Genomic DNA, 26584 nt, shown 5'->3' with positions numbered 1-26584 from the left:
TATACAAGAAAGGAGATATTTATGGACAACGTTGAATACTTGTCATTTGAAAATAGCAAAAAAAGAAAAAGATTTTTTAACTTAGTTTTATTATCTCTTATTTTATTGCTATTAATTTCTATTGTTTTATCTGTATCTATAGGTTCTCTAAAAGTAGATCCATCACTTTCTTACAGAATCCTTATAAATAAATTATTCGGTATTACTATTGGTGATCCTTTGGAGCTAACTAATAATGCTAACTATAATATAATATGGATGATTCGATTTCCTAGAGTTTTATTAGCAATAGTTGTTGGAGCTGGACTTGCCCTTTGCGGAGCTATTATGCAAGCTACTGTACAAAATCCACTTGCAGAACCTTATATTTTAGGAATATCTTCTGGGGCATCACTTGGAGCTACATTTTCAATAATGTTAGGAGTTGGTTCTTTCAATTTTTTAAGTATGCAAGGGACTTCATTTTGGGCATTTGCAGGAGCTTTATCTTCCTCACTTATGGTGCTTGTTTTAGCATCTTTAGGAAGTAAAATTTCATCAGTTAAACTTGTACTTGCAGGTACTGTTGTAAATGCTTTATGCAATTCACTATCAAACTTTATAATTTCTATGGCTAGTAATGCTGAAGGTATGCAAACAGTAAAGTTTTGGACTATGGGTTCACTTGCTAGTGCAAAATGGGATAACTTATTGTTCCCAAGTATTGTTGTAATTTTATGCTGTATATTCTTTATCTTACAATCTCGTAATTTAAATCTTTTACTTATGGGAGATGAATCTGCTATAACACTTGGTATAAATTTATCTTTTTATAGAAAGTTGTATATGGTAATAACATCACTTTTAACAGGCGTGTTAGTTTCTGTTTGTGGCATTATTGGGTTTGTTGGATTAATAATACCTCATATTGTAAGAGCTTTTATAGGATCGGATCATAAAAATTTAACTCCTATAGTTATTTTATTTGGTTCTACTTTTATGATATGGGCAGATGTTATCGCTAGAACCGCAATTCCTAACTCTGAACTATCAATAGGAATTATAACGTCTCTAGTTGGTTCTCCTCTATTTGTTTATATGTTAGTTAAAAAAAGTTATGGTTTCAATTAGTATGGAGGTATTATATGTATGATTTAAACGTTGATGATTTAAAGGTAGATATTGCTACTAAGCAAATTGTAAAAGGAGTTTCTTTATCAATTAAAAACAATGAATTTGTTGGGCTTTTAGGTCCTAATGGTAGTGGTAAATCAACTTTACTAAAAGCTATTTATCGTGTATTAAAACCTTCTGGAGGAACTGTTTTACTATATGGAAAAGATATAAAAAATATAAATCCTAAAACAATAGCTAAACAATTAGGAGTTGTTAGTCAATTTAATGATATTAATTTTAATTTTAAAGTTATTGATGTTGTTCTAATGGGAAGAAGTCCTCATAAGTCTTTATTACAAAATGAAAATAAAGATGATTATATATTAGCCATCCAATCTTTAGAAAAAGTTGGTATGGAAAAACATTTTGATAGAAACTTTTCTTCTTTATCTGGAGGAGAAAAGCAAAGAGTTATATTGGCTCGTGCTTTAACTCAAAATCCTAAAATACTTATATTAGATGAACCTACTAATCACCTAGATATAAAGTATCAAATTGAAATAATGAATGTTGTTAAAAATTTAAATATTTGTGTATTAGCTGCATTACATGACTTAGGTATAGCTTCAAAGTACTGTGATAAGCTTATTGTATTAAAAGATGGACAAATAGTAACACAAGGTGAACCTGAAGAGGTAATCACTTCAGAAATGATAAAAAATGTATACGATATAAATAGTTATATCTATAAAAATCCTGTAACAAATACTATTTCTATAGATTACTATTGTGACTAAAATAAAAAATAATTAAAAGGGAGATATTTACTATGAATAAAAAATATTTAGCTTCTATTGCATCATTAGCTTTAGTTGTAAGCTTAGTTTCTGGTTGTGGGAAAAATAAAACAGATAATAAATCAGAAAATCAAAACACTACAATAAAAAATGAAAAAACTTCAGAGGAGACTACTTATCCTATTGAAATAGAAGCTTTTGATTCTACTGGAAACACATACAAACAAACATTTAAGGAAGCTCCTAAAAGAGTTGTTACAAATAACCAATCATCAACTGAGTTACTTTTAGAATTAGGATTAAAAGACTCTCTTGTTGGTACAGGAGATTTAGATAATAAAGTACTAGATAGACTTGAAGATGACTATAAGTTTATTCCTGTTATATCTCAAAAAGGAGATCTTGCTAAAGAAGTGCTAATAGGTGCTAACCCTGATATGGTAATAGGAAGAGCTGCATCTTTTACTGATGAAAGATATGGTACTATACCTAGCCTTAACGGTATGAATATAAATACATATGTCCAAATTGCTAGTAAAATGGATACTACTCAATCTTTAGATAATATAATTTTAGATGTAAGAAACGTTGGAAAAATATTTAATATACAAGAAAAAGCAAATAAATATGCCGATCAACTTCAAGATAGATTAGATAAAGTAAAAGAAAAATCTTCTACTATTAAATCTGATCCACTTAAAGTTATGTATATGGTTAAGTACGATAATGGTCAATTTGGAGTATATGGAGCTAATGCTTCATTACAAACCGAAATGCTTAAATTAATTAATGCTGAAAATGTTGCAAATAAGGGTGGTACTCTTTCTACTGAAAATTTAATATCTCTAAATCCTGATGCAATAGTTTATGTTCATGCAGATAAAAATTCTAGTACTGATAAAGATGCTATTAGCTCTTTATTAAATAATAAATTAATACAAAGTGTTCCTGCTATAGCAAACAAAAAAATTATAGAAGTTGATTATACAGAACTTATGGGATATGGATTTAGAACATTTGATGCTTTAGATAAGATAGCATCTGGATTATATCCAAATATATTTAATTAATATATTTGTTTCATTAAATTAGGTAATGTAGGTAAATTGGAATAATAACAAATTTACCTACATTACCTATTGTATTTCTTATTATAAAAAAGGGAAAGGCATAAAGCCTCTCCCTCTATTTAACAACCTTTTTATTATAAATACCTTCCAAACTAGCACTCTTAACTCTATCAGCAATAACCTTATAGTCAGTAGTATAAAAACCAGCTTCATTCATTCTATTAAAATAAATACTTCCAGCAAAAGTAAATCTTAACTTATCGCCATCAGGCTTATGCATCTCATTATTAGAATAAGCAATAAAATCACCTATTAATAAATTAGTAGGAAGTTGCAATAAATACATACCTACTGCACTTCTAGCAGCATTGTGTCCAGCCAAACTTCCCGTACATATAGCCTCAGTATGACCTACATAAAATCCTGATTTTTCGCCTCCAACAAATAGGTTATTAACACCTTTAACTCTCATATAATTATCTCTTGGAGCTACTGATAAGTATCTTATAGAATTACCTTTGCCACCTGCATAAGGATCAACTATTATAGCTTTTTCAAAACCAGGTACCATTCTTAATTTTTCTAAATTGAAAAATGGACTCATAAGTTTTGCATGACCAGTATATATAATATTGCGATAAAAACTAAGCTATTTAAACTATATGGAGGATACTATAATCTTAAGCCGTATAATATAAGCGATACCTTACAAGATCTACTATTAAAGTATCGAATAAATAATAATATAACTCTGACCGATTTATCTAAAAAAATTGGATGTAGTACATCTTATCTATGTTCTATTGAAAATAATACTCTATTTCCTAATGAAAGAATAGTCAAATTTATCTATAGCATAACGATAAAAAATATAATTTAAATTTTAAAACTTTAATATCATATGTTGCAGTGAACACAAAATAGAGCAATAATTTTGAAATTATTGCTCTATTGATTACTACTTTAATCAAATTGACAAGAAGATATTTGTGTTATTTATATATATTTATTTTAAACTCTCCTTCGAAATATAATAATATTTTTCAGAATCATCTTTATAATCTAAATCCTTAGCAACTTTTACGATTAAATTCCCCTTTTCATCCAATAAACACCCCGTAGTATATTTATATGACTTATTTGCTTTTATATTTATAGGTTTCATTTCTGATTTATCTAGACTAAAGCTAAATAATTTATCCTCATGCCTATTTAAAAAATAAACATTATTAGTTGATAAATTTCCTAGATTACCATTATATATATCCACTAAACTTAAATAGTTGTTTTTTCCTAATTCTATCTCTATTAACTTATTTTTATCATATTTGAATAGTATACTTCTTCCATTTAAAGTTTCGAAGTAAAAATAATTTTTAAATGATTTAAACTTAAATATTGATTCAATCTCACCAGTATCATCTTTAAGATAATTTTCAAAATCTTCTAGATGGATACTATTCTCTAACTTACCATTTAAATCATATATATCAATTGAGTAAGTTGTATCATTTTTAGAACCTTCCATTACATATGCATATATTTTATTATTATTTACAGATACGCTAACAATTAATTTACCATTTTCACTTTCAGAATTGTATTCAGATTTAATAATATTTTCTCTAGTATTAGTATAATGATTATATTTATCTATATAATAATTATATCCTGTACCTTCTTTATATGGTACTGCACCATTAATTATTATTTCTTGGTCATTTAATTCATTAAAATACACTAAAGGAACTATATCTTTATCACTTCTTATGATAGTGCTCTCCTTATCCTGAATATTAAGCTTGATAAAATCACTTATCAATCCATCTTTTTTGTATACACCTTCATACATATATACTTCATTATCATTTACGATTTGAAAATCTCCAGAGCTTATATTAAAGTTTTTAATTTCTCCAATATTATTAGTTTTATTATTATCAAGATTTAATATAAAATATTTTTCATCAGTAGTATCATTTTTATTATCTGTAGACTCACTATATAGTATCTTTCCATTAAAAAATGCTAATAAATTCATTCCATTATTTACATTAATTTCTTTACCCTCGACTTGATTACCTATATTATTTTTTTCAGAAGTATCTTTAATTTCTGAATTATTTTCAATATTTTTTGTACATCCTATTGTTAATGATATAGTAAATGCTATTACAAAAATTATACTTTTTTTCATCTGTTATTCTCCATATCTCATTACTTTTTATTACTATATATAAAGGTTATTATCGAATTAGTAAAAGTCTTAATTCTGATAATAACCTTATTTATTAAAACATTAGAACTTAATAATATATATGTTGACCAAAATGATTCATAATACCCTTGTATAAAAGATTTGACCTTTCATAAAATTTACCTGAAGTGTTATTTTTGTCTATCCATTGAATATATGGATCTGTAAGTTGATGCATTACTGTACTTCCGCTCATTTTTTGACCTGATATATTTAAAAAGTGACCTCCTGTCTTATATTTCCATCCTTCACCTGGCCTAAATTTAATTCTAGCTATAGGAGTAGAATTATATGATCTTAAAGCTGAATTTACAAGTGTTGTAAAATGATCATTTGACTTTGGATTTGCTATTACATAATTAATTTTATTTTGGCTACTATTTAAATACTTTACTATTTGTCTTCCATCAGTTCCCTTTTCAGGTGTTGTTCCAAGAATTTTACAAAGAGTGTCTTGACTTGGAGATGATCCCTTTACAAATTGTAGAGTTTGTTTAGTTGTAGCTGGCCCACAATAATGACCACGCTCTTGTTTAAAATATGGTACAGATAATACTTTCGAAGCTACTGAGCTTATAATTGGTACACTTTCTGTGCCCTTTATTTTATTTATAAATGCAGCCTTATCTTCTTCACTAAGATTTGGGTCACTTTCAATCATCTCTATCTGTTTAGATTCTGTGAAATTTTCAAAATAAGCACGCTCTTCTTGAGAACCTCTGCCACCATCCATTATCTCTTTGGCACCCTCATTTGCAAAAGATAAACTTGGAGATAGCGTAGATGATACTACTAAACTTGAAAGTAAAATTTTTTTGATATTTTCTTTAATTTTTACCATAATAAAATTCCACTTTTTTGATATTTTCATATTAAATATATTTTATTTCAACATTTTTTTCAATATATACGACAAACATTGTCAAATTATTTTATTTTAAAATTTTTATACTATAAAATAAATCTATATTTTAAATATTTCGATACTCTCTTTTTATTTAAGATTCGCATAATATTATATATTTTTAGTTTTTTAATTATGAAAAACAATTTGAATGAGGAAAAATAAATAATCAATAGAATCAAATTCAAGTTTAATATTCAGAGAAATGGACACTCTTAAAAATAAAAAAGGAAAATGTGGAATTATTGAATGTAATATTGAAGAGTTTTAGTAAATTGATTCTAATCATAGACATAGTATTATTTATAGCTCTATTGACATTATATTTTAATTTATAAAAAAGGTAGCTATTAATAGCTACCTTACTTAATATTCATATAGAAAGTTTCTATTATTTGGTTATCTTTGTTAAATCATCTACATCTAGCCCCATGCTTTATTCTAACTTCTGGATACTCTACATGATTGCTTAAATCATTTAATTTAGTTACTATTATTCTCTATTCTATATATTATATGAGATATACCAATAAACCATGCAGATAAGAATATTAAAATAAAAATTATTGCAATAAATCTATAAAGATTATTCGGGAATAAATCATATATATATATTCTTGTTTCTAATGGTATTAGTCCCAATATAGGGACAAATACAATGCTTAAAAACCTTAATATAAAAATCTTAATTTTTTTAATCACACTTTTATTAGAATTATTTTTCATATTCATTAACTTCTTCCTTTCAGAGTTTAGATATTTGAGATACCTATATTTTAAATGGTATAATACTGTAGAGCTTTATATAAAAATAGGTATCTCAAATATTTTAATTTTTAGCTAATCTTGGGCTTCCGTCATGTTGCCAAACAATTTTTTCTAAAGTTGAATCACTCATTGATGAAGATCTATAGACAAATGTAACATAAGCATATTGATATGGAACAGGAACGTTTACATGTGCATTTTTAGGATTTGTAATTTTTCTGACATAGTAAGATTTCGTATACACACCTCCGATTTTTTTAAAAATATCTTGATTAGTTAAATAATAAACAGCTTGTATCGCTGAAACTGAATAGCCGAGATATCCCTGTACCAATGAGCTAAAAGCGGAATTTAAAACTACTTTAGCCGCTTCCATTTGGTTGCTTGTTTTATATGGTTTACTTGTAATTTTAGGGCCTCTTACAATTTTAAATCCCTCAAACTTATCTACTGGATAAGATCTCCTAACTCTTGAACGTGGATTAGAATTACTACTTATTTCTGTTGTATCAGTAATTATATTATCATTATTTAATGATTCATATGTCAAAGCATTCGTTTCTTGTATTGAAACTTCATAGTCTTTATCCTTTGATATAGAAGTAGTATTATTTTCCATTGCTAAAACAATGTTAAATATTGGTGTACCAAGTGTAATCCCTACTAATGCTAATGCTATACCTTTACTCGCCCTTTTCTTTAAATTCATAATATTCCCCCTATTTAAAATTATCACTAAATTCTTAGCGTACCATTAAATTAACATTAACATTTAAAGTTAACAATATATTGTGTCCGAATGGTCATGTTTTGTACTTAAATGGTCATATTTAGGTATAAAATTCTAAATAACTATCTTAGGGCTTAAATATTAGCATATCTTTTGTAAATTTTAAGTTTAACACTCAGAAGAATGGACTCTCTTAAAAATAAAAGATTTTACTCTTTACCTTATATTTTTAAGAGAGTCCTGTAGATATAACCTTTGCAAAATAAAAAGATATAAAAAGATAAATGAATGGTATAAATATACTTATGATACTAATTTTATTATTTTGTTTATATTCTATATAATAATGAAATGTTTTTTCTATAAAGAACATAAAAAAACTAAGAAATCCTACAAAAGCAATATCACTTATTTTTTAAAAAAATAAAATTACACTTACAATATCTAATATAAATAAAATATTTAAAAATATTTTTAGTATTTTAGGCTTTTCTTGACTTAATTCCATAATTTTCACCACCTTTATTTAAATTATATTATATTTACCATACAATTCAAATAATTTCAAAAATATTAATCTTTTTATATATTTAAAAATCAAATTATATAAATTTTATTTTTAGGAAATAAATCTAATGAGGTGATATTTTGCTAGGAATAACTATACTTTTATACGTAGCACTATTTTTTAATTTGATTATACTTATCTCTTCAATATTTTTTATTTTATCTATGATTCAAATTTTTGCATAAAAAGAAGGTAGCCGTTGAGAGGCTACCTTTTGTACGGTTTAGACCGAAAACTCCTAATATATCCTTATTAGGTAGGGTTGATATAATTATTATAACATAATCTATTTATCTATAAAATTTAAACACTTTCTAACTACTTCAAATCAGTTAAATTTTTTAGCTCTATTTATAAACTTTAACATTTCTTCGTGAGTTTCTTTTCTATTTGGTCCAAAAATCTTCGTGAACTTTTCATCTGATTGAAATGTATTGCACGCTCCACCAATTACATATAGATTATATCCCTCCCACATAACATGGTCTTTTATATCTTTTACTATACAGTCTTCGTAATAGAACCCCATACAAGTTGCGACAGCTTTGTCAATTTCTCCGCTATATAGGATGCAGTTTTTATATTTTTTAGTTGACGTTGGGTTGTTCAGCTTTTCAAGCTCTGCCTTTACTCTATTTATAAATTCTTGATGATTAGTAGTGCTTGGGCAATTCTTGCCTGACCAATGCTTGTGAGGCTTTAATCTATCTATACCTAAGTTAAACTGTTTTAATAATTGAGCACATACTTTAACTGCATTATCTTCACATTTTTTGAATGTAATATTGTTAGCACCTAATTTATTTTTGCATATTTCAACATGTATTGATTTTCTATTACCTGTACCATTCTTGCCATCACCAGCCGCCCAAGCATTTCTATTAAATGGTATACCTTGTATGGCTTCTATATCATCTACAGCAACATGAAAGCTAATTTGTTTGTTATTTCTAATCATATAGCCAACTTCATCTTTAGCTGATGCTGTATTATCTGTATTATGTACGGTTATATACTCAGGCTTTAATGAGTAAGGGCATTTTATATTATACTTACTTTTGCTAACTAAATTTTGCTTTATTATCATAATTAATTACCATCCTTTTCTAACTTAATTTTTATTTCATTTACATCTTCTTTTATTTCATTTACTATTGAAATCTTATTTGCTAGGCTATTTATAGTCTTTTGATATTCTTTCTCTCTTTCTTTACTATCTTTTTTGCTATCGAAAAGTAGCCAAACAAAAAGTACCGCAAATATTCCTTGCGATACTAAATAATCAAAACTTAAATTCTCCATTTTTTATTCCTTTCTAAAATTTATTTAATTTTGGTTTGGAAAAATATAATACTTCCTCCGTTCATATGATATTATTAATTTACGTCCACATAATTTGTATATATAAAAGGAGACCGTTAAAATGCCTTCCCGAAATTTTACGGTCTCTTTTTGTTTATTAAAATTTAAATAAAAAAAGAACTATGCTATGTAGCCCTCTCCTATAATCTCTTTATATTCTTTTTCAGTTATTTTCTTACTTTTCACAAATATTTTTACTTGATTACTTGTGTATATACCTTTTTCGTAATATCTTTTTACTTTTTCAAACCAATTCATATTACATCCCTCCTATTTCTATTAATATATCTGCAATATCATTTTCTAATGATGATATTTTTACATCTTTAGTAGCGCTATCTAAAAGTAAATCTGCATTTTCTTCTTCTAAAATTAATATCTTATCTTCTACGCTTGGTTCTTGTGGTGGAGTATCCTGTAAATCTACATAAACAGAATTTGTATCTTTATCATATTTATAAATCGCATATTTTCCTTGTGGAATTTCTACTTTGTAAGGGCTTACGAGTGCGCCTTCTTTAAGTAACTCCTCGCTTGTCTTACCTAATCCATCTCTGTTATGAAAAGGCATATGATGTGTACGAGTTACTATATTATTTTCATCATATTCTATATATACTCTATTATCCATAATTATTTTTTATCTCCTTTATTAGTCAATTATTTCCACATATCAGATGTTGATGCTACTCTACCTCTGTATATAAGTGGTTTGGCTGAACCACTTAACTCTGATATAGTTATCGTTGAAAGAGGTCTATCATTCTTTAAATCATCAAGAGATTTAAATATTTTAATTTTCCCCATTAACGAACTATAATCGCAAACCGTAACTATCATTCCAGTTCTATCTGGTTCAATAACCCTAGCAAAACCATTTCCTCTAAGGTCAGCAGTATAAATAGTTTCAAATGTTTTTTTGTCTTTAATATAAATACTATAGCTTGAGAAAAGGTAGTAGTAGTCTTTATCTACAGATATATAGTCGCATTTAATTTTAGTATCACTAAATAATTCTGCTCCATTGGAGTCAAGTACATAGGTACCATCAGGCTTACCATCAGAGTAATTAGTTATTCTAGCGACACTCATAGTTATTCTATCTTTATCGTCTAAAGTAAAACTAAAAGGATAAATATAATTTACTTGTTGATATATAACTTTTCTAGTTCTATTATTTCTAAGATACCTAACAATGCAATAATGAAAACCATCGCTACTACCAGAACCATTTGTACCAGCTCTATAAGACAAATAGAAATCTCCGTTTACATTGCACTCACATTGAATTGCGTTTGGGCTATTCTCTGAATGATTATAAGTTGCTATAATTTTATTTTGATCAAGACTATAAATATATGATACATTGTATCCAGTTAGAAGTATTTCATTGTATCTATTTATACAACGACCTATTGTAGCTCCATTTGAATGAGTTGTAACACTTGGTAATTCTACTTGTTTAATTACCTCGCCAGTTGAATGGTTTAATATTGTACATAAATTTCTATTAGAGGTATTTATATTGTAAACTCCACTGAATACAACTAAATTTCCATCATAAGTGTAGTGTATTGAAGTTATTTCACCAGAAAAAGTTTTATTCCAAATATGAGCTCCGTTAGGTAGTCTATTATATACAGTTGTACCTTGTACATAACTTATAATAGAGTTTCTTCTATCGAAAGTATGCCAACTATTATCTTTATAATACATAGCCTCTATATAATGCCATTTAGAATTTTTAAAATATCTAGCATGAGAAACACTCGTATATAAATTCATGTATCCATTTTGCCACACCTTAGTTTTTGGTGTATTTGCTATTAAATTACTCTTCTCAAACGATACATATATTTCTTTATTTTCTTTATTTAAAAATTCTAAAGAATTGCTTATATCAAATGACATATCTATTTCACCGTAAGTAATCCATAGCATGCCATCTATAGGATTAGTTGGTTCAGTTAGACTAAATGTTGGCTCTGATAATTCTTCATTTACCATTAGCCACATATCACCATCTTTTAACTCTCCAATAGGTTCTTCCTCTTGAGTGAATATGCTAACTGTAAGAGTTCCATTTGGTTCAACTCCAGTCCTAATTGAATTTATATTATTAACAAATGTTGCCTTATCATCTGTTGCAAGTGTTGGAACATTTTTGGCGGTGATTGCACTTGCAACTTCTGTCTTAAAATCAACGCCATATTGCTTTACCTCTTCAACTTCTGTGCTTAAAGATGAAATACTTGTTTTAGCCGAACTAATGGCTTCTTCAACAGTGCTTCCATCACTCATTGTTACATTACTAGCAACTAATTCTAAATTATCTACCGTTTCTTTTAGTTTATTTATTTCATTTAGTAAATTACCAGCAACATCACCATCTAGTACACCTTTAACTGTATCAAACCAAGTATTAAAATCATTTTCAAAGAAAACTTTAGCACCCTTAAGCCACTCATTCATTTCAATGCCTTTTTCTTGAATGTGAGCTTGCAATTGATTATATAAAGTAGTTGTATCTATTTCTTTTATTAATCCAGTAACTATACCGCAAATTTCGGTATTTAGCCTAGTATCTGCTATCATGCTTTGTTGTATATCTATACTACCTTTAGAAATTAATATTTCTGCAATACATAGTTCATGTGCATCTGCATCACGTTGCAATGAAGGTGCAACTGGATTTGATGCAAACTGTCCTTTTTTTACTATACATTTAATATTTCTTTCTATAGTATCCATACGAAGTACAATTCTATCTATTCTATCAAGTACTCCATCCGCATGATCTAGCGTTAAAACTAAATCATCTGTATTAATATACAGAGAACCGTTTATGAAAGCCTTACCTTCTTTTACTATAATTTTCATTCCAGTATTTGAAACCACTTGAAGTTTTGTAGACGGATTTGGATAAATACCATTACTTATAAACGGTATAAAGTATTCTCTAAAGTCCTCAGCTTTCATTTTTCTATCACCGTTGATACTATTGAATATAAAACTTTTTTCCATTATCTCACCGCCTTCAACAATCTATTTAAAAAATTGGGTATCCCCTTCCCAAAAACCAATTGAATCGCCATTGAGTTCGGAGTATAATTTTCTTTTACTTCTACAATTTTAGTATACATAGTAACATTAAGCTTTTTATCTTGAACGGTCACTATATCACCTAGATCATAATCCTTTTCATATATAAACGTATTTTTATAATTCACATCTAATTCAAACGTTTTAAGTTCTTCTAAATCTTTTAAAGCAACTTGTGCTGATTTAGTTAATTCTGATACTTCATCTGAATTAGTATCTACAAAAGTTTCTATACGCTCAAAGTCTGTAATATTCCCAGCGCTTAGAACCATCTTTGTAGAATCTTCTTTAGTTCCCGAATAAACCACATTTTTACTGTTTATAATACTTTCTGTATATTGTCTAGTAAGTATATTATTAAAATCACTTCTAAAAGTTATTGGAGGTAAATCACTTTGATTTACTGTTTTATTTTTAGATTCTAAAATATCAAATACAAACTGTTTATTCTCTATATCTAGTTCAATATTCCATCCTAAGCCACTGTATTCACCTATCTCATTTAATTTACTACCTAACAACTCATAAGAACTTCTCCATGAATCATTAGCTCCTCTATTTTTATTTTCAGCTATTACCAATCTATTTATTTTTCTTTTTGGGTCAACAGGATTTACACAATTTTTATAAACAAAAGATTTAATTATTTCTTCTTGTGTTCCTTTAAAACTCATATATGAATTATTTATATCTGGAATTATTAATCTACGATTCATAAGCCCTTGAAGTAAATACCCTTTTATAGATAATAAGTCGGTATTTTCCTGACCTTGAGAATAGTCAAATCCTCTATGAAGAATAATACCGACCTTATTAAAGTCTTTTCCAAATAATATTAAATTATTTTTTACTAACTTATCAGTATGTAATTTGCTAGTATTTATAGTTAACTCAAACTCACCATTTTTGTAAAATCGTCTAGTAATATTTAAACTCTTATAATTATCTATTTCACCTAATAAATTTATATTTTTATCAAATATTCTAATGCTTTTCATAACTCCTCCTATATACCTATATATAAAGGAGAATAATATATTGATACTTCTAGATTATCAATGCCTTTATCTGCATCGTATCTAAATAAATTATCTCCTAAATCTAGTTTTAAAAATTCACTGTTTAAATCTAACCAATGATATACATTTTCTTTAGCACCATTACTTTTTAATAATTCAATTTTTTTATTAGCATAGTGCGTTGTAACTTCTAGAGTATCCCCTTTTTCTAAACTCCTATTAATACGAATAAACTCTCTAGTATTTATATTAATAAGTTTTGGGTTAACCACTGTAGCTAATGCTTTAAATTTTATCTTTATACCACATTCAATGTCCCCTTGATTCTTTATATTACAAATTAAATTGCTTACTCTTGAACCTAAATCTATTCCATATTCATCAACTTCTAATTCAAATCCAAAATTAGCTTCCCATAAAGCTATATCAGCTTTATATGTATTTATATCTTCCCAAAATGGAATATAGGCTATAAATTGAATTAAAAATTCTTGATAACACATCATAGGTTTATTAAATGTAATACTATCAATACTTACATTAATTTTTCTTGTTAAATTGTTATTTGTATAAATTAATTCACCATCCAATAAAGGATTTAATATGCGAGTTAATTGATTTCTTTTTCTATCTAATTCGTCTGCATCGAAAGCATCTATAGCTCCAGTGATAGGAATAGATCTTTCTTTAAAAGATTTACCATCAACATCATATCCATGATCTCTTGCAGATAGAGTTGTACTTATAGAAGATGAAGATGTATTTTCTATACTTAAAAGATAAAAAGGTCTAGAACTACTAAAAGTAACTTCTTGACCTTTTTCATTTCTATATATTAATTTTCTCAAAACTCAACCTCCAAGCTTAATTAGGATATAATAAAAGCTAATTCTCTAAATCCTTTTTCTATTGCACGTTCTACTCCACCAGAAGAATTAGAGACATTTACTTCATAATTATTAGTATTATGATTTGTATTTGTAGTTCTATTAGTAGCTAAATTATTAGATAAACTTCTACTTGCTAATGCATTATCTCTAGCCAAATTCAAATCAGAAGTTATACCAGATATCATATTTTTAATACTATCTATTGCTGGTTTAAAACCTTCAACTAATTTATCTCCTAGCGTCATTCCCGCAACTTCATAGGATTTCGCATAACTATTAAGTAACTCAACTATTTCTTTTTGATTTTTATCTATTATAAGTTTTTCGGCTTCCGCTTGTAACTTAGCATCTTCTACTCTTTGTTCATAAAACTTTTTAGATTCTTCTAATCTAGTTTCATACATTTCTTTTTCACTAGCATATATTTCATTTATATTATCTATTTCATTTTTCTTTTTTTCTTCTAGCTGTTCTTTTTGACTCTTAAGTTCTTCTTTTTTATCTTCTAACTCTTGTATTTCAAGCCTTTTCTTTCTTTCATTAAGTAACTTTTCTAACTCTTTTTCAAGTTGTGCTTTATTGCTATCGTCATGTTCAAATTCTATAGCATTTTTAATTTTTTCTATATTTTTTAGTTCTTCTTTTTCTAGTTCTTCTTTATCTTTTTGTTTTTGTGCATTTTCTAAAGCTTTTAATTCATCATCTATTGATTTAATTTTTGCATCATATACAGTGTTAATTCTTTTTATACTTTCTTCTTTCCATTTATCTAAATTAGTAATTTGCTTCTTTATAGATTCTTCTTGAGCCTTATATTCTTCCTGATATTTAGTCTTAAGTGCATTAACAATTTCTTTAGTTAAATCATTTACTTGTTTTACAAAATCTTTTCTATCTTCCAATTCTTTCTTTAATTGTTCCTCTACAGCTTTTTCAGTTGCTTTAAGTTCATCTATTTTAGCTTTTGTTTCTTTTTTCATTAACTCTATTTTTTCTTTTAATGCATTTTCTTTTTTATCATATTCTTTCTTTATTGAGTTTTCTATTGCATCATACTCTCTTTGTATAGCTTTTTTCTTATTAGCATCTTTTATTTTTTCAAGTTTGTCTTCTTTTTCATATTTTAATTTAGCTAATCTATCTTTTTCTTCATCTTTTAAATCATTTATTTTAATATTTAATAAGTTTAGGTCTTTATCTGAGTTTGATTGTATTTTTTCTATTTCTGATGTTATTAGCTTTGATAATCTAGCTGTAGCACTTTTAACTTGATCTTCATTCTTTATCATACCTACAGCAATACCTTCAACTATACCAGCACCTACAATGTCCCTCATGATTTTTGAAGGGGAGTTTATTTTAAGATTATCTTTAAATCCCTTGACTATATTACTACAAAATCCTGATATTTTTCCCCATAACCAATCGCCAGCGCCTGTTATACCGTTCCATATACCTTCAACTATATCACTACCAATTTTTTTAATCTTGTCTGGTAAGTTTTTAAATCCATTAATTATTTTTTTTACAGTTTCATCAACGGCTTGTTTAGCTTTAGAAGCCATATCACTTCCCCATTGAATTATCTTATTGATAGAATTACTTAACCATGTCCATATTTTATCTGGTAACTCTGAAAAGTATTTTATAACTGAATTTATAGTATTAGATATATACTCTTTAGCCTTATTATAAGTCTGCGTTCCCCAATCTACTACTTTTTGTATAGCATTAGACAACCAATTCCATATTTTACCTGGAAGTTCTGAGAACCAAGTAGAAACACCTTCTATCCATATAGGAATATTTGTACTAAAATAATTCCAAGTATCTACGCCCCAATTAACAATATTTGCTAATGCTTCACCAATTGCATATCCTATTTTATTCGGTAACTCATTAAACCAATTTCCTATATCTTCTATCCATTGTGGAATTGTACTTGTAAAAAAATTGGTTATATTGTCTCCCCATTGAGTGAATGTATCAGTTACACTTGTCCATAAATTATTGAACCACTCTGGTATGCCAGAAAAGAAATCGCATACACTTTGCCACGCTTGAGGTATAGTTTCCGTAAAGAATGTACAAACAGCACCCCAACAAACTTCGGCTGATTGTTTTATAGATTCCCAAATTCCTATTATTACATTTCTAAACTCTTCACTTGTATTCCAAAGAGTCATTATTCCTACTACTACTCCAGCTATCAATGCACCTACTAATACAAATGGGTTAGCTAACCATGTACTATTAAATAGTTTTGCTGCTACTGTAGCAATGGTTAATCCTCCTTCGAGTGCCATTAAACCTTTTACAAAAAGAAATATTTTTTCAGCTATTAAAACTCCTTTTAAAATAATGAAAGAAGTTGTTATGGCTGTAATAGCACCTGTTATTAATGGTCCATTATTAACTACAAATCCTACAAAATCTCCAACTGATTTAACTATACTAGATAATATATCTTTTATAGTTGGAGCATTAGATTGCACATAACCTATTACTTCTTCTATTGCTGGCTTTAACTCATTACCTAAAGGTTCAATTACATCAACCGTAAGTACTCTTCCTAATCCAGCAAGAGCTGACCCTAAATCATCATATTTTTTATTATTTATATCATCTAAAGCATTCGATGTTCTGTCAGCTTCTCCACCTATATACATTAAAGCTTCTACACCTTTAGTACCTAAGTCTTCAAACATTGTACCAAACAAAGCTACACCAATTTCATTTTGTTTAAGAGGGTCTTCAATAGTAAATAAAGCATCTACTACTTCTCCCATAGCATCAGAAGCTACATCTCCACCTTGTGAAAATCTTTCTACAACATCATTTACATTTAGTCCTAAACCCTTTAATGCATTAGAAGTTCCATCACTTCCGTCTTTCATTCTGATTCCAAACTCTTTAACAGCATCACCTAACTTATCTACTGAAAATGTTCCAGCTTCAGTACCATTTTTCAATGAGTTAAGCATTTCTTCTGCACTATATCCAGCTTGTTCAAAATGTACAGAATACTCATTTATGGTGTCCAATAAATCTCCATTTTTATCTAATCCCATTTGAGCACCTTGAGCTATAAGATTATATGCTTCTTCAGAAGATAATCCAAATTGTTCCATCATCATTTTAGCTGTTCTAGTTGATTCATTTACATCAAATTCAAATGTATCTCTTAATAATAATGCTCTTTCTGTCGCTAATTCTAATTCATTTCCCGCTAGATTAGTATTAACTTTAACAGTAGCCATACTTTGTGCAACATCTTCTATAGATTCCCCAAAGTTATTTTTATATACATTTTCCATTGCTTCATTTAAACTATCAAACTCATCTTTACTAGCACCAGTTTTTGTAATCAAAGTATTAAATGCTTTATCAAAATCAGTATTTATTTTAGTTGCATATGTTGCTACAGCTATAGCTCCTGAACCAACAGCAACCATACTAGTACCAATATTTTTAGCTGTACTTAACAACTCTTCTTTTTGCTTCTCTAGCTCTTCAGTTGATTGCCTTACAGCATCTGCGTGTTCTCTTTGTTCTCTTTCAGCTTGTTTTAAAGCTTCTTTTTCAGCATTTAAAGCATTATTTTGTTCTTCTACTGCCCTAGAAAGTTTCTCAGCTTCATCTTTTGCAACTCCATTATTATCTCCAAACTCTTCTAAGTTTCTTGTAGCTGTTTGCAAAGAACTTTTTATATTACTTAATTCATTCTCAGTCTTTATAATTTCTCTTTGAAATGATCTATATTGTTCTTCTCCAATATCTCCGTTTTCAAATTGTTCTTTAACTTGAATTTGAGCTGCTTTTAAAGCATTTAACTTTTCTTCGGTAGTGCCTACTGATTGACTTAATAATTCTTGTTTTTGAGCTAATAACTCTGTATTTGTAGGATCAAGTTTAAGTAACTTTTCAACTTGTCTAAGTTCAACTTGTAAAGATCTACTATTTTTATTAACATCTCCTAAGGCTTTATCAAGTGGGCCTGTATCTCCGCCTATTTCAACTGTAATGCCTTTAATACCTTTAGCCATATTCTAACCTCCCTTCTTTGAAAAATCTCTTAACTTACCTCTATCAGGTTTAGTTTGTTCTAACCTATATGCATTTGCTAAATATTCTCTACCTGATTCAGTTTTACTTTGGTTGTATATAAAAGCATCTCTTCTATAAACTAAATAATCTATATAATCTAAATCATTAACTTCTAATATGTTTAATCCAGTATATTCAGATACGAGCTTCTCCCAAAAGGTTTTAATATCATAATTGATACCCCCATCATCTTCAACAGGATAATAGGGGATTTTTAGTTTTTTGAAGCCATTTGTTCATTCATAAATTGCATATATCCATCGAAGAATATTATTATATCCTCGGTATCAAATATTCCTTCTAATTTTTCTTTAGATATTTTAATTCCACCCTTATTTCTACTCATAACAGTTGCGCAAACGCCATACAATAAATCTATTTGATCATCATTAGCTTCGTTATATTTGCTTATTGATTCTATTTCCATTAATGATTCTAAAACTTTTTTAGTTGGACTCATGATTAATAACGTTGTATTTTCTTCATCATTTAAAGTAACTGTTAAATATCTCTTTTCTATCTTATTAAAATTTATACTTTTCATAATTATCCTCCATACAAAAAGAGATATTAGAATCCTAATATCTCTTTTTTATTTATTTTTTATTTGTCTATTCTTCTACTACAGGTATTTCTTCTTGGTATTTTATTAATGTTCCTTCTTGATCTTGTGGGAAGGCTTTAAATTCGGCATCTATAACAGTTTCTTTATCTTTTGCAAATGTTAATGCAAATCCTGCTTGGTTTTTACCAACTATAGTAACTCTTATATCCCCTTCTATTTTATCTTCATGTACAAAATGAATAATATAAGATTTACCACTTTGAGTACTTATCCCACCTATCTTCACAGTTCTCATCCCTGATGTTTCCGTTACTCTACCAGTTTCACATAATACTTCTAACGTTTTTCCATTAAAAGTCATTATTCCAGTTTTAAAGTTTACTTCTTCTTCTGTTAAAATATCTTTTGCTATAAGTCCCAAATCATCTTTAGCTCGGTAATAACTAGGCTTATATTCTAAAGTCGCTCCTCCTGATATATTCCCTAATATATTATTATCTACTTCTATTGCATTATTTTCTGGAATAGTTTTTCCATCAAATTCTTTATAGTATACTTTTCCACTTCCCAATGTTATTCTATCTGGCTTTGACATATATATCTATCTCCTTTTCTTTTCAGTAAATTCTAAATCATATATAGTTAAATAGTGCGATTCTTCTTCTATCCACTCTCTGGTTCTTTTATAATTGGTTTCTAGTTCATCAAGTATTAAGTTTTCAATTTTTACTGAAGAATCATCTTGATTTATTTCTTTTGTATATAATTCAATAGATGTAACATGATCTATCACAATACTTTTTTTATTATCTGAGCCTCTTACAGATTGCTCATCATTAAAAATTATGTATGGATATCCAGGAGGTTTTAAAAATCTAATTTCTTTTGATTTTATTCCTGTTGTATCTATTAATTCCTTAATATCCATTTTTAACCACCGCCTCAATTCCACGCTCTAGTTCCTTAATAGCAATCTCCTCATTATTAGTTATGTGGTTATCTCCTTCTATAAATCCTCCACCCTTTTTTGCATGACCATTATTAAGTAAATGAGCTAATCTATGTTCAGGACTTCTTACATACCATACTTTAATTTTTTTATGTTCATTTTCATATAGCACCTTACTAGATATAGCTTTTTTATACTTTCCTTTTCTTCTACCTACCTTAGCATCTCTCTTTGTATTTTTAACTAAGTTAGATGTAACTTCATCTGTAACTTTTTTAACACCTAGAGTGACTTCTTTACTATAGCTTTTTAACTCTTTGGATATTGCCTCAGCTAAATTATTAAGGTTAGTCATTTCTACCAACTCCTAAAAGTTTTATACTTTTTCGCTTAAGCATGTAATCGTCATAATCTACTATGTTATATATACAATTATCAAAATTAATTCTATATGATTGAGTATTCAATGATATTTCTTTCAGAGGAGGGCAATATCTAACTTGAAATACTAATTCCTGTGATGATTGTAAAACTCCACTTGATAGATATTCTGACCCCTTTGATTTATTAATACTAGCATGTAGATTTAAATAATCACTCCATTCTTCTGTATCTTCATCTAACTTTTGTATTAAAATAGGTTTATTATATACCATCTTTTTTCTCTCTCCTTAGTTCTAGTATTAATTGTAAAGACATACTTTCTACTAATTTCCTTGTATTCCCAGTTACTTTATCGTTCATACTATGGTTATCAAACAAATCTTCAATTATAATTAAAGCTATTTCTTTTGCTCTATCATCGTCTTTAGGATAATCCTTACCTATAGAGCCTTCCAAAATTTTATCAGATACTTTTATAAGATGAACCAACCTTTTTTCAGTTGGTCCATCTGTATAGTCTATTCCTAAGTAACCTTTAACTTCTCCTGTACTCAGACTTTGCATTTATACACCTCTTAAGCTTTTTTTATTTCTATGTATCCATTTATAAATGCTTTATCATCTTTTTTAGTTACATCTTCTCTTTCTATTGCTCTAAATAAAGTTAAATCTTCTTCAAATGCATTAAGTTCTCCTATTGAGGCAACATCAGATTGTTTTATATTCATTTGTTGTCTATCCCAGAATATTATACCTTCTTTTAAATCTCCTATAATCATCGGTATTTGTTTTACTCCTTCATTTATTGATGAAGGTAAATCTTCATTTGGATACACTTCTATGTCTAATATAGTAGCACCAGCACATAATCTCATTTTTGTAGGATCTGTTGGATTCGGCTGTAGTATATATTTTCCATCTGCATCCTTTAATGTATCTAAATATAGTGCTCCATCATCATTAGTTACTATTAAGCTTGTATCCTTAAATGCTGATCCTATTGTTACAGTTATAGCTTTCTTTATATCGTCTAAATCTTCAAATTTAGTTTTAGCTTTTAGGTTTATCTCTTCTATTATTAACTTATTAGATGTTACCCTTGATTCATCACCTATCCATTCAATTAATACTTCAACCAAATTATTATCAGAATCATATAAAACTTCATTTGTAACAGGGAAGTATCCTGCATATTTTTCTATTTCATAAGATACTCTTTCGAATTTCGGAGTGGCCTTAGCACTTATTTTCCCATTCTCTCCAACCTTTACAAATCCAGTTTGCTGAGATCTTTTCTTGAAAGTTCTACTTCCTTTATTAGTTTTTGTAGTTGCTACAGTTACTAAGTCCTTTAAAGAACGTTTAGATTCTCTATATTTTTCTATTCTCGTTAATATATCCTCCGGAACTGCATACCCTCCATCTTCAGGGTTAGTTTCATTGAATCCTTTTTCTGACTTAAATCCTCTTCTAGCTGCTTCTGCAAACTCTTTTGTAGAATCTTTTTCTTTATTTTCTTTATTTTTTTTCTCAATTTCATCATCATCGGGAGTATTTTTTTCTTTCTCAGCTTCATATAACCTTTTTTCTAAATCAAATTCTTTTTGTAATTCATCAACTTCGTTTAATAAGGCTTCTGCTTTTGCTAAGTCTTTATTTTCTCCATCTTCCATAAATCCTTTAGCCATTAGTCTTTTTTGCTCCATTCTAGCAAATATTTCTCTCATTTTCTTATTCATATCTTAATCCTCCATATTATTTTTTGTAAATAAAAAAGAATCTAACGCTTTAAGTCTTAACTTAAGTTCAGATTCTTTGTTCATTTCATTATTTTTTTCTTTTTCATTTTCTTCAATAAAATCTTTAATTTTGGCACCATAATTCTTAGTTGTTCCTGCTCTTGGTTGCGCTGGAACTGCAACTAAAGATAATTCATATGCTTCTTTTGCACCATCTAGTGTAAAATAACATGTTTTTTTACCTTCTATTGTGTCATATTCTCTTCCCCAATAATGAGGACAGTAGGTTTTAGAATTATCAGTTCCACAAATACTACAATATACATGCTTTGCTTTGCATCCAGTAGATACTTCTTTCTTGATTCCACCTTTAATCTCTGCTATTAGGTCAGCATTACTTGATGTTTTTATCATATATTGTTTTGTTACTAATTTTGTTGATGTTTCTCCTGCACCTGTAATTTTAGATGCATCTTGAAGTAATTCTGTATCAAATATTCTTGCTACTTGATTATCCGCATTCCTTCTATGGTCTTTAATCACTGTTTTCCCTATATATAATTCTTTTAGATCCTTCAATGCATTTAAGTTGAATGGTTCAAAGTTTCTATCGTCTAGCTCATTATCTCCTACTACTGTTTTAAATACGTATACTTCTTCTGCTGTAACGGGGGATAATGTGAATTTATTTATCTTCTTTAGATCTTCTTCTGTAGCATCATGAGTTTCTACATTTGCTGCTTTTAAAATAAAATCTTTTTCTATTTTATCTTTATTCATCTTCCTCACCTCCTTTTTGATACTGTATCCCTGCTAAATTAACAGGAATAGTTGCTCCATTTCCTAATAACTTATCTCCTCCATCTTTAGCTTCAAGGTCTAAAAATGCTCTAGCTTCATTTGGTGTATATATAAAATTCCCTACCGCAGTGCTCAATGTTTCTATTTGAGTTTTTAAATCTGCTCTTAATATAACTGATATATTAAATTTAAAATGGAATCCTTTCCCTAATTCATATCTACTCAATAATTTATAGCTAATTTCTTCTTCATATTGTTTAAGAATATATAGCAATGTGTCAACATAAAAACTTAACTGTTGAGCTTCTGCACTTGCATAACTTGATTTGGTATAATCTCCTATTTGATAAGGTTTAATACCAAATGCACTAGCTATTTGAAGAGCACTATACTGTTTGACTTCTATAAATTGATTGTCTGCCAACTTGATATTTAAAGGTGTAAGCGTTGCACCTAGTGGCATTGGTATTATATTTTTTATACCATCATTTTCTAGCTTTCCTGTTGCATAGCCTTCTATCCCAGATATAAATGTTTTTACATTTTCATCACTTAATGAACCTGTATATTGCACTACCGCCTTTGCTGTAAATCCATTTTCATACATTTTATTAAGTAATTCTTGTGACTTCAAGTTTCCTTGTATACTTGTTTTAAGCTGTTGCCTAACAGATATGCCTTCTATGCCATCAAATGTATTACTAGCTTTAAAATGAAGTATTTCTTCTGAGCCAAACTTATATAGCTTTCTCCCACTTGAATATAAGTAGTAAATATCTGTATTATTTCCTAATAATTTTGCATCATCATACCATATTTGGATTTTAGTATAATCCAATATCCATAATTTTAAATCTTCTCCGGCTCCATCTATGAGTACATATGCATTCCCAAAATGATTCCGGTTATATTCAACTGTACTCCAAAATGTGCTTGATGTCATATATGGATTAGGTCTATCCTTTAAGATAGTATATATTGGATGGTCTCTAGCTGCCGTAACTCCATTTTTATCAGTGTATTTTAATAATTTCAGTGGAAGTTTACCTATTGATTCACTAAGCACTTTAAGACAAGCAAAATATGTCGCTTCACTTAAGTCCTCTTTATTTGTACCTTGTAACCCCAGAAAATCTAAGAGTTGATCTAATGCAATATCTCGTGTATCTGATTTAAATGCTTTATACGCATTTTTAAATCTTTTTCTTATTTTCATTTTTTTCACCTCCCCTTAAATTATTTTTTCCAACCCATTTTTTCTAAGTAATTATCTAATTCTGACTTAACATCTACAACTTCTTTAGTACTAAATTTCATTCTAACTGCATGTGCATCTATTGCTGCATCAACAGGATCTATTCTTTTAAATCTAGCTCTTGGCTCTTTATCTACTTTCATTTCTCCAAATGAATTTTTAACTATCTTTGCATTAGTAAAACTCCATGTTAATAATTCATTTTCCTTGTTATAATCAATTTTTTCTGATTTAACTGCTAATTGCATGTCCACTGTTGCATCATTTAAAAATTTAGCGGATTGAGTTACCATCAATATTGGGCAACCAAATTCCTCTAAATCCGATAATACTCCATCTGCATTATGCGGATCTATTCCTATCCCTAAAAACTTTAGGTTATATTCTTCCTGAAGTTCCTTTAGGTGCTTAATTATAAATTTATAATCATTTTTATAATCTCCACTACCACCAGTAACAGTTAATAATTCCATTGTCTCCCATAAATCATATGGAGCTAAATCTGTTTCTATATGCTCTTCTAATCTTCCTCTTGGCATAAATGAATGCGAATATAAATAATACTCTTCATTATCTTCTTCAAATTCAAGTGCTAAAGTTGTTAAATCTCCTCCACTTGAAAGGTCTAAACCAACCCAACATTCTCGATACCTAAAGTCTTCTAATGTTCTCTTTGAACCACACTTTTTCCACTTCTCTACATTTATAAATTGATCATCTGAATTTTGAACCCACATATTAAGACATTTTGTAAGAAAGTCTCTTAAATCACTTCCTCCCATATCTCTAGCTGTTTTAGCATCAGTTCTAAGCGTTTCTAAACCTTCTTCACTCGATGCTAAAAATGGATTAGCTTTAATCCAATTAGATTCAGCCCAAATATCATCATCTTTATCTAAGCAATAAATATCAACAAAAAAATCCTCAGCAGTAGTTGTACCGTTGAGGATTTTTATACAATAATCATCCATTTCTTTACAGAAACTATTTAATTTATCACCTCTAGTAGTTATCATACTTACTAAAGTTTCACTTAAAGCTCTTGTACCATTGTAAATAGCTTTATAAATTTTATTATCTCTATGCTGATGTAACTCATCTATCGAACTATAAATAGATCTAAATCCATCATCTAATCCAGATTCTCTAGATAATGCTTCTATTGTACAATTAGATTCTATTGCTGTTATCAAAGATTTATAATCTTGGACTATAAATAATTCATTTAAATCTTCATCAATATTTATAAATTTAGACATTTCTTCCCATGCTAATCTAGCTTGTCTTTTCTTTGTTGCTACTGTAAACAACTTACCAAATTTATATCCACTAAATCCAGCTACATAAGTTCCTGTTATACCATTTTCAAATGTCTTACCATTTTGTCTTGCCATAGATTTATATTTACGTCTAAATCTTCTTTTCCCATTTGATTTAAACCATCCAAACGGAACTGCTATATCGAAGGCTTGGCAATCTAATAACTTTACTGCTTTAGGTTCTGAACCTTCTGCTATAGTTAAAGTCTCAGCATAATCAATTATTCTATTTGCTTTTTCAACATCCCAATAATATGGAAATTCAATTGTGTTTTGTCTCTCCAAATCATTTAAATGTCTTTCACAAGCAAGTATATGTAATTCTCCAGCTGTAACTTCTCCATTTACAACTCTTTCAGCATATTCAGTTACCCTATCAAACATTATCCTCCTCCAAACTTAGAGAATTTATTTTTCTTAGGTTCTTCTCTTGGCTTTGGTATAACTAGTTTGCATCTGCTAGATATTGTTAGGCCTAAATCTATTGCATGTTCCCTACACTGCTTTCTATGTCTATCTTCAAACCTAGATAATTTATCATAATCTTCACAGTTATCTAAAGGATCTAGTTTATCTAATTTTTCTTTTACTTTATCGAACCTGCTCTTAGCTATTAGATAAAATCCTAATGCATCACAATCTAAATTAGACATTATATCTAATTCTATTAATTGTTTTGATATCTTTTTGAACTCACTTTTTTGCTTTTTATCTAAATTAGAAGGTGGTTTTATATTATCTGCTAGAGCCTTAACTTCCATAGATTTACGTTCCTCAATCTCCGCTTTTGTAAGGTGTTTCTTACCTTTTGCTATAACTAATTCAATTGGTTGTTTTTGTCCTGCCATATTACCACCTCCTAATCTTTTATAAAAAATCTCCGTGGGGAGTTTTTTCTACAGA

At 28.4% G+C, this 26584-nt stretch carries 26 protein-coding genes; 3 read left to right on the top strand and 23 right to left on the bottom strand.

From position 1 onward, the window contains the following. Nucleotides 1-21: 21 nt before the first annotated feature. From JNUCC81_RS04955 to JNUCC81_RS04945, 3 genes are read left to right on the top strand one after another with little or no spacing between them, the layout of a single operon-like run. Nucleotides 22-1110: a FecCD family ABC transporter permease gene (locus JNUCC81_RS04955; RefSeq protein ID WP_454095561.1), complete on the top strand. Its 1089-nt coding sequence runs from the start codon at nt 22-24 to the stop codon at nt 1108-1110. Nucleotides 1111-1124: 14 nt separating this feature from the next. Further along, nucleotides 1125-1892 (top strand): ABC transporter ATP-binding protein, encoded by a 768-nt coding sequence (locus JNUCC81_RS04950; protein ID WP_454095560.1) that lies wholly within the window; start codon nt 1125-1127, stop codon nt 1890-1892. Nucleotides 1893-1924: 32 nt separating this feature from the next. Next, nucleotides 1925-2962, top strand: coding sequence for an ABC transporter substrate-binding protein (locus JNUCC81_RS04945; protein WP_454095559.1), 1038 nt, complete (start codon nt 1925-1927; stop codon nt 2960-2962). A 115-nt stretch (nt 2963-3077) separates the two neighbouring features. Here JNUCC81_RS04945 and JNUCC81_RS04940 read toward each other — a convergent pair whose 3' ends face one another. The 23 genes from JNUCC81_RS04940 to JNUCC81_RS04830 form a co-directional block, all read right to left on the bottom strand. After that, nucleotides 3078-3566 (bottom strand): FAD-dependent oxidoreductase, encoded by a 489-nt coding sequence (locus tag JNUCC81_RS04940; RefSeq protein ID WP_454095558.1) that lies wholly within the window; start codon nt 3564-3566, stop codon nt 3078-3080. 402 nt (nt 3567-3968) lie between these two features. Further along, a complete protein-coding gene (locus JNUCC81_RS04935; protein ID WP_454095557.1) occupies nt 3969-5159 on the bottom strand; it encodes a hypothetical protein in 1191 nt (396 codons plus the stop codon). Between the two features lie 109 nt (nt 5160-5268). Next, complete coding sequence (locus JNUCC81_RS04930; RefSeq protein ID WP_454095556.1) at nt 5269-6090, bottom strand: C39 family peptidase; 822 nt, start codon at nt 6088-6090, stop codon at nt 5269-5271. Between the two features lie 862 nt (nt 6091-6952). Next, on the bottom strand, nt 6953-7600 hold the full coding sequence (locus tag JNUCC81_RS04925) for a hypothetical protein (RefSeq protein ID WP_454095555.1): 648 nt from the start codon (nt 7598-7600) through the stop codon (nt 6953-6955). Between the two features lie 917 nt (nt 7601-8517). Beyond that, nucleotides 8518-9276 carry a peptidoglycan recognition protein family protein gene (locus JNUCC81_RS04920; protein WP_454095554.1) on the bottom strand — a complete coding sequence of 253 codons (759 nt, stop codon included), beginning with the start codon at nt 9274-9276 and terminating at the stop codon, nt 8518-8520. 2 nt (nt 9277-9278) lie between these two features. Beyond that, on the bottom strand, nt 9279-9491 hold the full coding sequence (locus tag JNUCC81_RS04915; protein ID WP_454093555.1) for a BhlA/UviB family holin-like peptide: 213 nt from the start codon (nt 9489-9491) through the stop codon (nt 9279-9281). 180 nt (nt 9492-9671) lie between these two features. Beyond that, the gene (locus JNUCC81_RS04910) at nt 9672-9809 is read right to left on the bottom strand and encodes an XkdX family protein (protein ID WP_454095553.1); all 138 of its coding nucleotides are present in this window, start codon (nt 9807-9809) and stop codon (nt 9672-9674) included. A gap of 1 nt (nt 9810) precedes the next feature. Beyond that, complete coding sequence (locus tag JNUCC81_RS04905; RefSeq protein WP_454095552.1) at nt 9811-10182, bottom strand: hypothetical protein; 372 nt, start codon at nt 10180-10182, stop codon at nt 9811-9813. A gap of 29 nt (nt 10183-10211) precedes the next feature. Then, nucleotides 10212-12575, bottom strand: coding sequence for a hypothetical protein (locus tag JNUCC81_RS04900; protein WP_454095551.1), 2364 nt, complete (start codon nt 12573-12575; stop codon nt 10212-10214). Further along, nucleotides 12575-13651 carry a siphovirus ReqiPepy6 Gp37-like family protein gene (locus tag JNUCC81_RS04895; RefSeq protein ID WP_454095550.1) on the bottom strand — a complete coding sequence of 359 codons (1077 nt, stop codon included), beginning with the start codon at nt 13649-13651 and terminating at the stop codon, nt 12575-12577. The genes JNUCC81_RS04900 and JNUCC81_RS04895 overlap by 1 nt, the downstream gene beginning before the upstream one ends. 8 nt (nt 13652-13659) lie before the next feature. Next, a complete protein-coding gene (locus tag JNUCC81_RS04890; RefSeq protein ID WP_454095549.1) occupies nt 13660-14520 on the bottom strand; it encodes a phage tail family protein in 861 nt (286 codons plus the stop codon). A 20-nt stretch (nt 14521-14540) separates the two neighbouring features. Beyond that, a complete protein-coding gene (locus JNUCC81_RS04885; RefSeq protein ID WP_454095548.1) occupies nt 14541-18608 on the bottom strand; it encodes a phage tail tape measure protein in 4068 nt (1355 codons plus the stop codon). A gap of 275 nt (nt 18609-18883) precedes the next feature. After that, complete coding sequence (locus JNUCC81_RS04880) at nt 18884-19213, bottom strand: hypothetical protein (protein WP_454095547.1); 330 nt, start codon at nt 19211-19213, stop codon at nt 18884-18886. A 67-nt stretch (nt 19214-19280) separates the two neighbouring features. Then, nucleotides 19281-19829, bottom strand: coding sequence for a hypothetical protein (locus JNUCC81_RS04875; protein WP_208331791.1), 549 nt, complete (start codon nt 19827-19829; stop codon nt 19281-19283). Nucleotides 19830-19835: 6 nt separating this feature from the next. Next, nucleotides 19836-20162: a hypothetical protein gene (locus JNUCC81_RS04870; protein ID WP_454095546.1), complete on the bottom strand. Its 327-nt coding sequence runs from the start codon at nt 20160-20162 to the stop codon at nt 19836-19838. Further along, nucleotides 20152-20538 (bottom strand): hypothetical protein, encoded by a 387-nt coding sequence (locus tag JNUCC81_RS04865; RefSeq protein ID WP_454095545.1) that lies wholly within the window; start codon nt 20536-20538, stop codon nt 20152-20154. The genes JNUCC81_RS04870 and JNUCC81_RS04865 overlap by 11 nt, the downstream gene beginning before the upstream one ends. Then, the gene (locus tag JNUCC81_RS04860) at nt 20531-20839 is read right to left on the bottom strand and encodes a phage head closure protein (protein ID WP_454095544.1); all 309 of its coding nucleotides are present in this window, start codon (nt 20837-20839) and stop codon (nt 20531-20533) included. Before JNUCC81_RS04860 ends, JNUCC81_RS04865 begins: the two co-directional genes overlap by 8 nt. Next, nucleotides 20829-21131 carry a head-tail connector protein gene (locus JNUCC81_RS04855; protein WP_454095543.1) on the bottom strand — a complete coding sequence of 101 codons (303 nt, stop codon included), beginning with the start codon at nt 21129-21131 and terminating at the stop codon, nt 20829-20831. The genes JNUCC81_RS04860 and JNUCC81_RS04855 overlap by 11 nt, the downstream gene beginning before the upstream one ends. A gap of 11 nt (nt 21132-21142) precedes the next feature. Then, complete coding sequence (locus tag JNUCC81_RS04850) at nt 21143-22306, bottom strand: phage major capsid protein (RefSeq protein ID WP_454095542.1); 1164 nt, start codon at nt 22304-22306, stop codon at nt 21143-21145. Between the two features lie 3 nt (nt 22307-22309). Further along, on the bottom strand, nt 22310-23086 hold the full coding sequence (locus JNUCC81_RS04845; protein WP_454095541.1) for a hypothetical protein: 777 nt from the start codon (nt 23084-23086) through the stop codon (nt 22310-22312). Further along, nucleotides 23079-24323, bottom strand: coding sequence for a phage portal protein (locus JNUCC81_RS04840; protein ID WP_454095540.1), 1245 nt, complete (start codon nt 24321-24323; stop codon nt 23079-23081). Before JNUCC81_RS04840 ends, JNUCC81_RS04845 begins: the two co-directional genes overlap by 8 nt. Before the next feature lie 20 nt (nt 24324-24343). Continuing rightward, nucleotides 24344-26065 (bottom strand): terminase large subunit, encoded by a 1722-nt coding sequence (locus JNUCC81_RS04835; protein WP_454095539.1) that lies wholly within the window; start codon nt 26063-26065, stop codon nt 24344-24346. Then, a complete protein-coding gene (locus tag JNUCC81_RS04830) occupies nt 26065-26529 on the bottom strand; it encodes a phage terminase small subunit P27 family (protein ID WP_454095538.1) in 465 nt (154 codons plus the stop codon). The genes JNUCC81_RS04835 and JNUCC81_RS04830 overlap by 1 nt, the downstream gene beginning before the upstream one ends. Nucleotides 26530-26584 lie beyond the last annotated feature (55 nt).

Source organism: Faecalimicrobium sp. JNUCC 81 (assembly GCF_053667625.1).
Note: the sequence above shows the minus strand (reverse complement) of the source record. Positions and strands in the feature narration are given on the sequence as shown.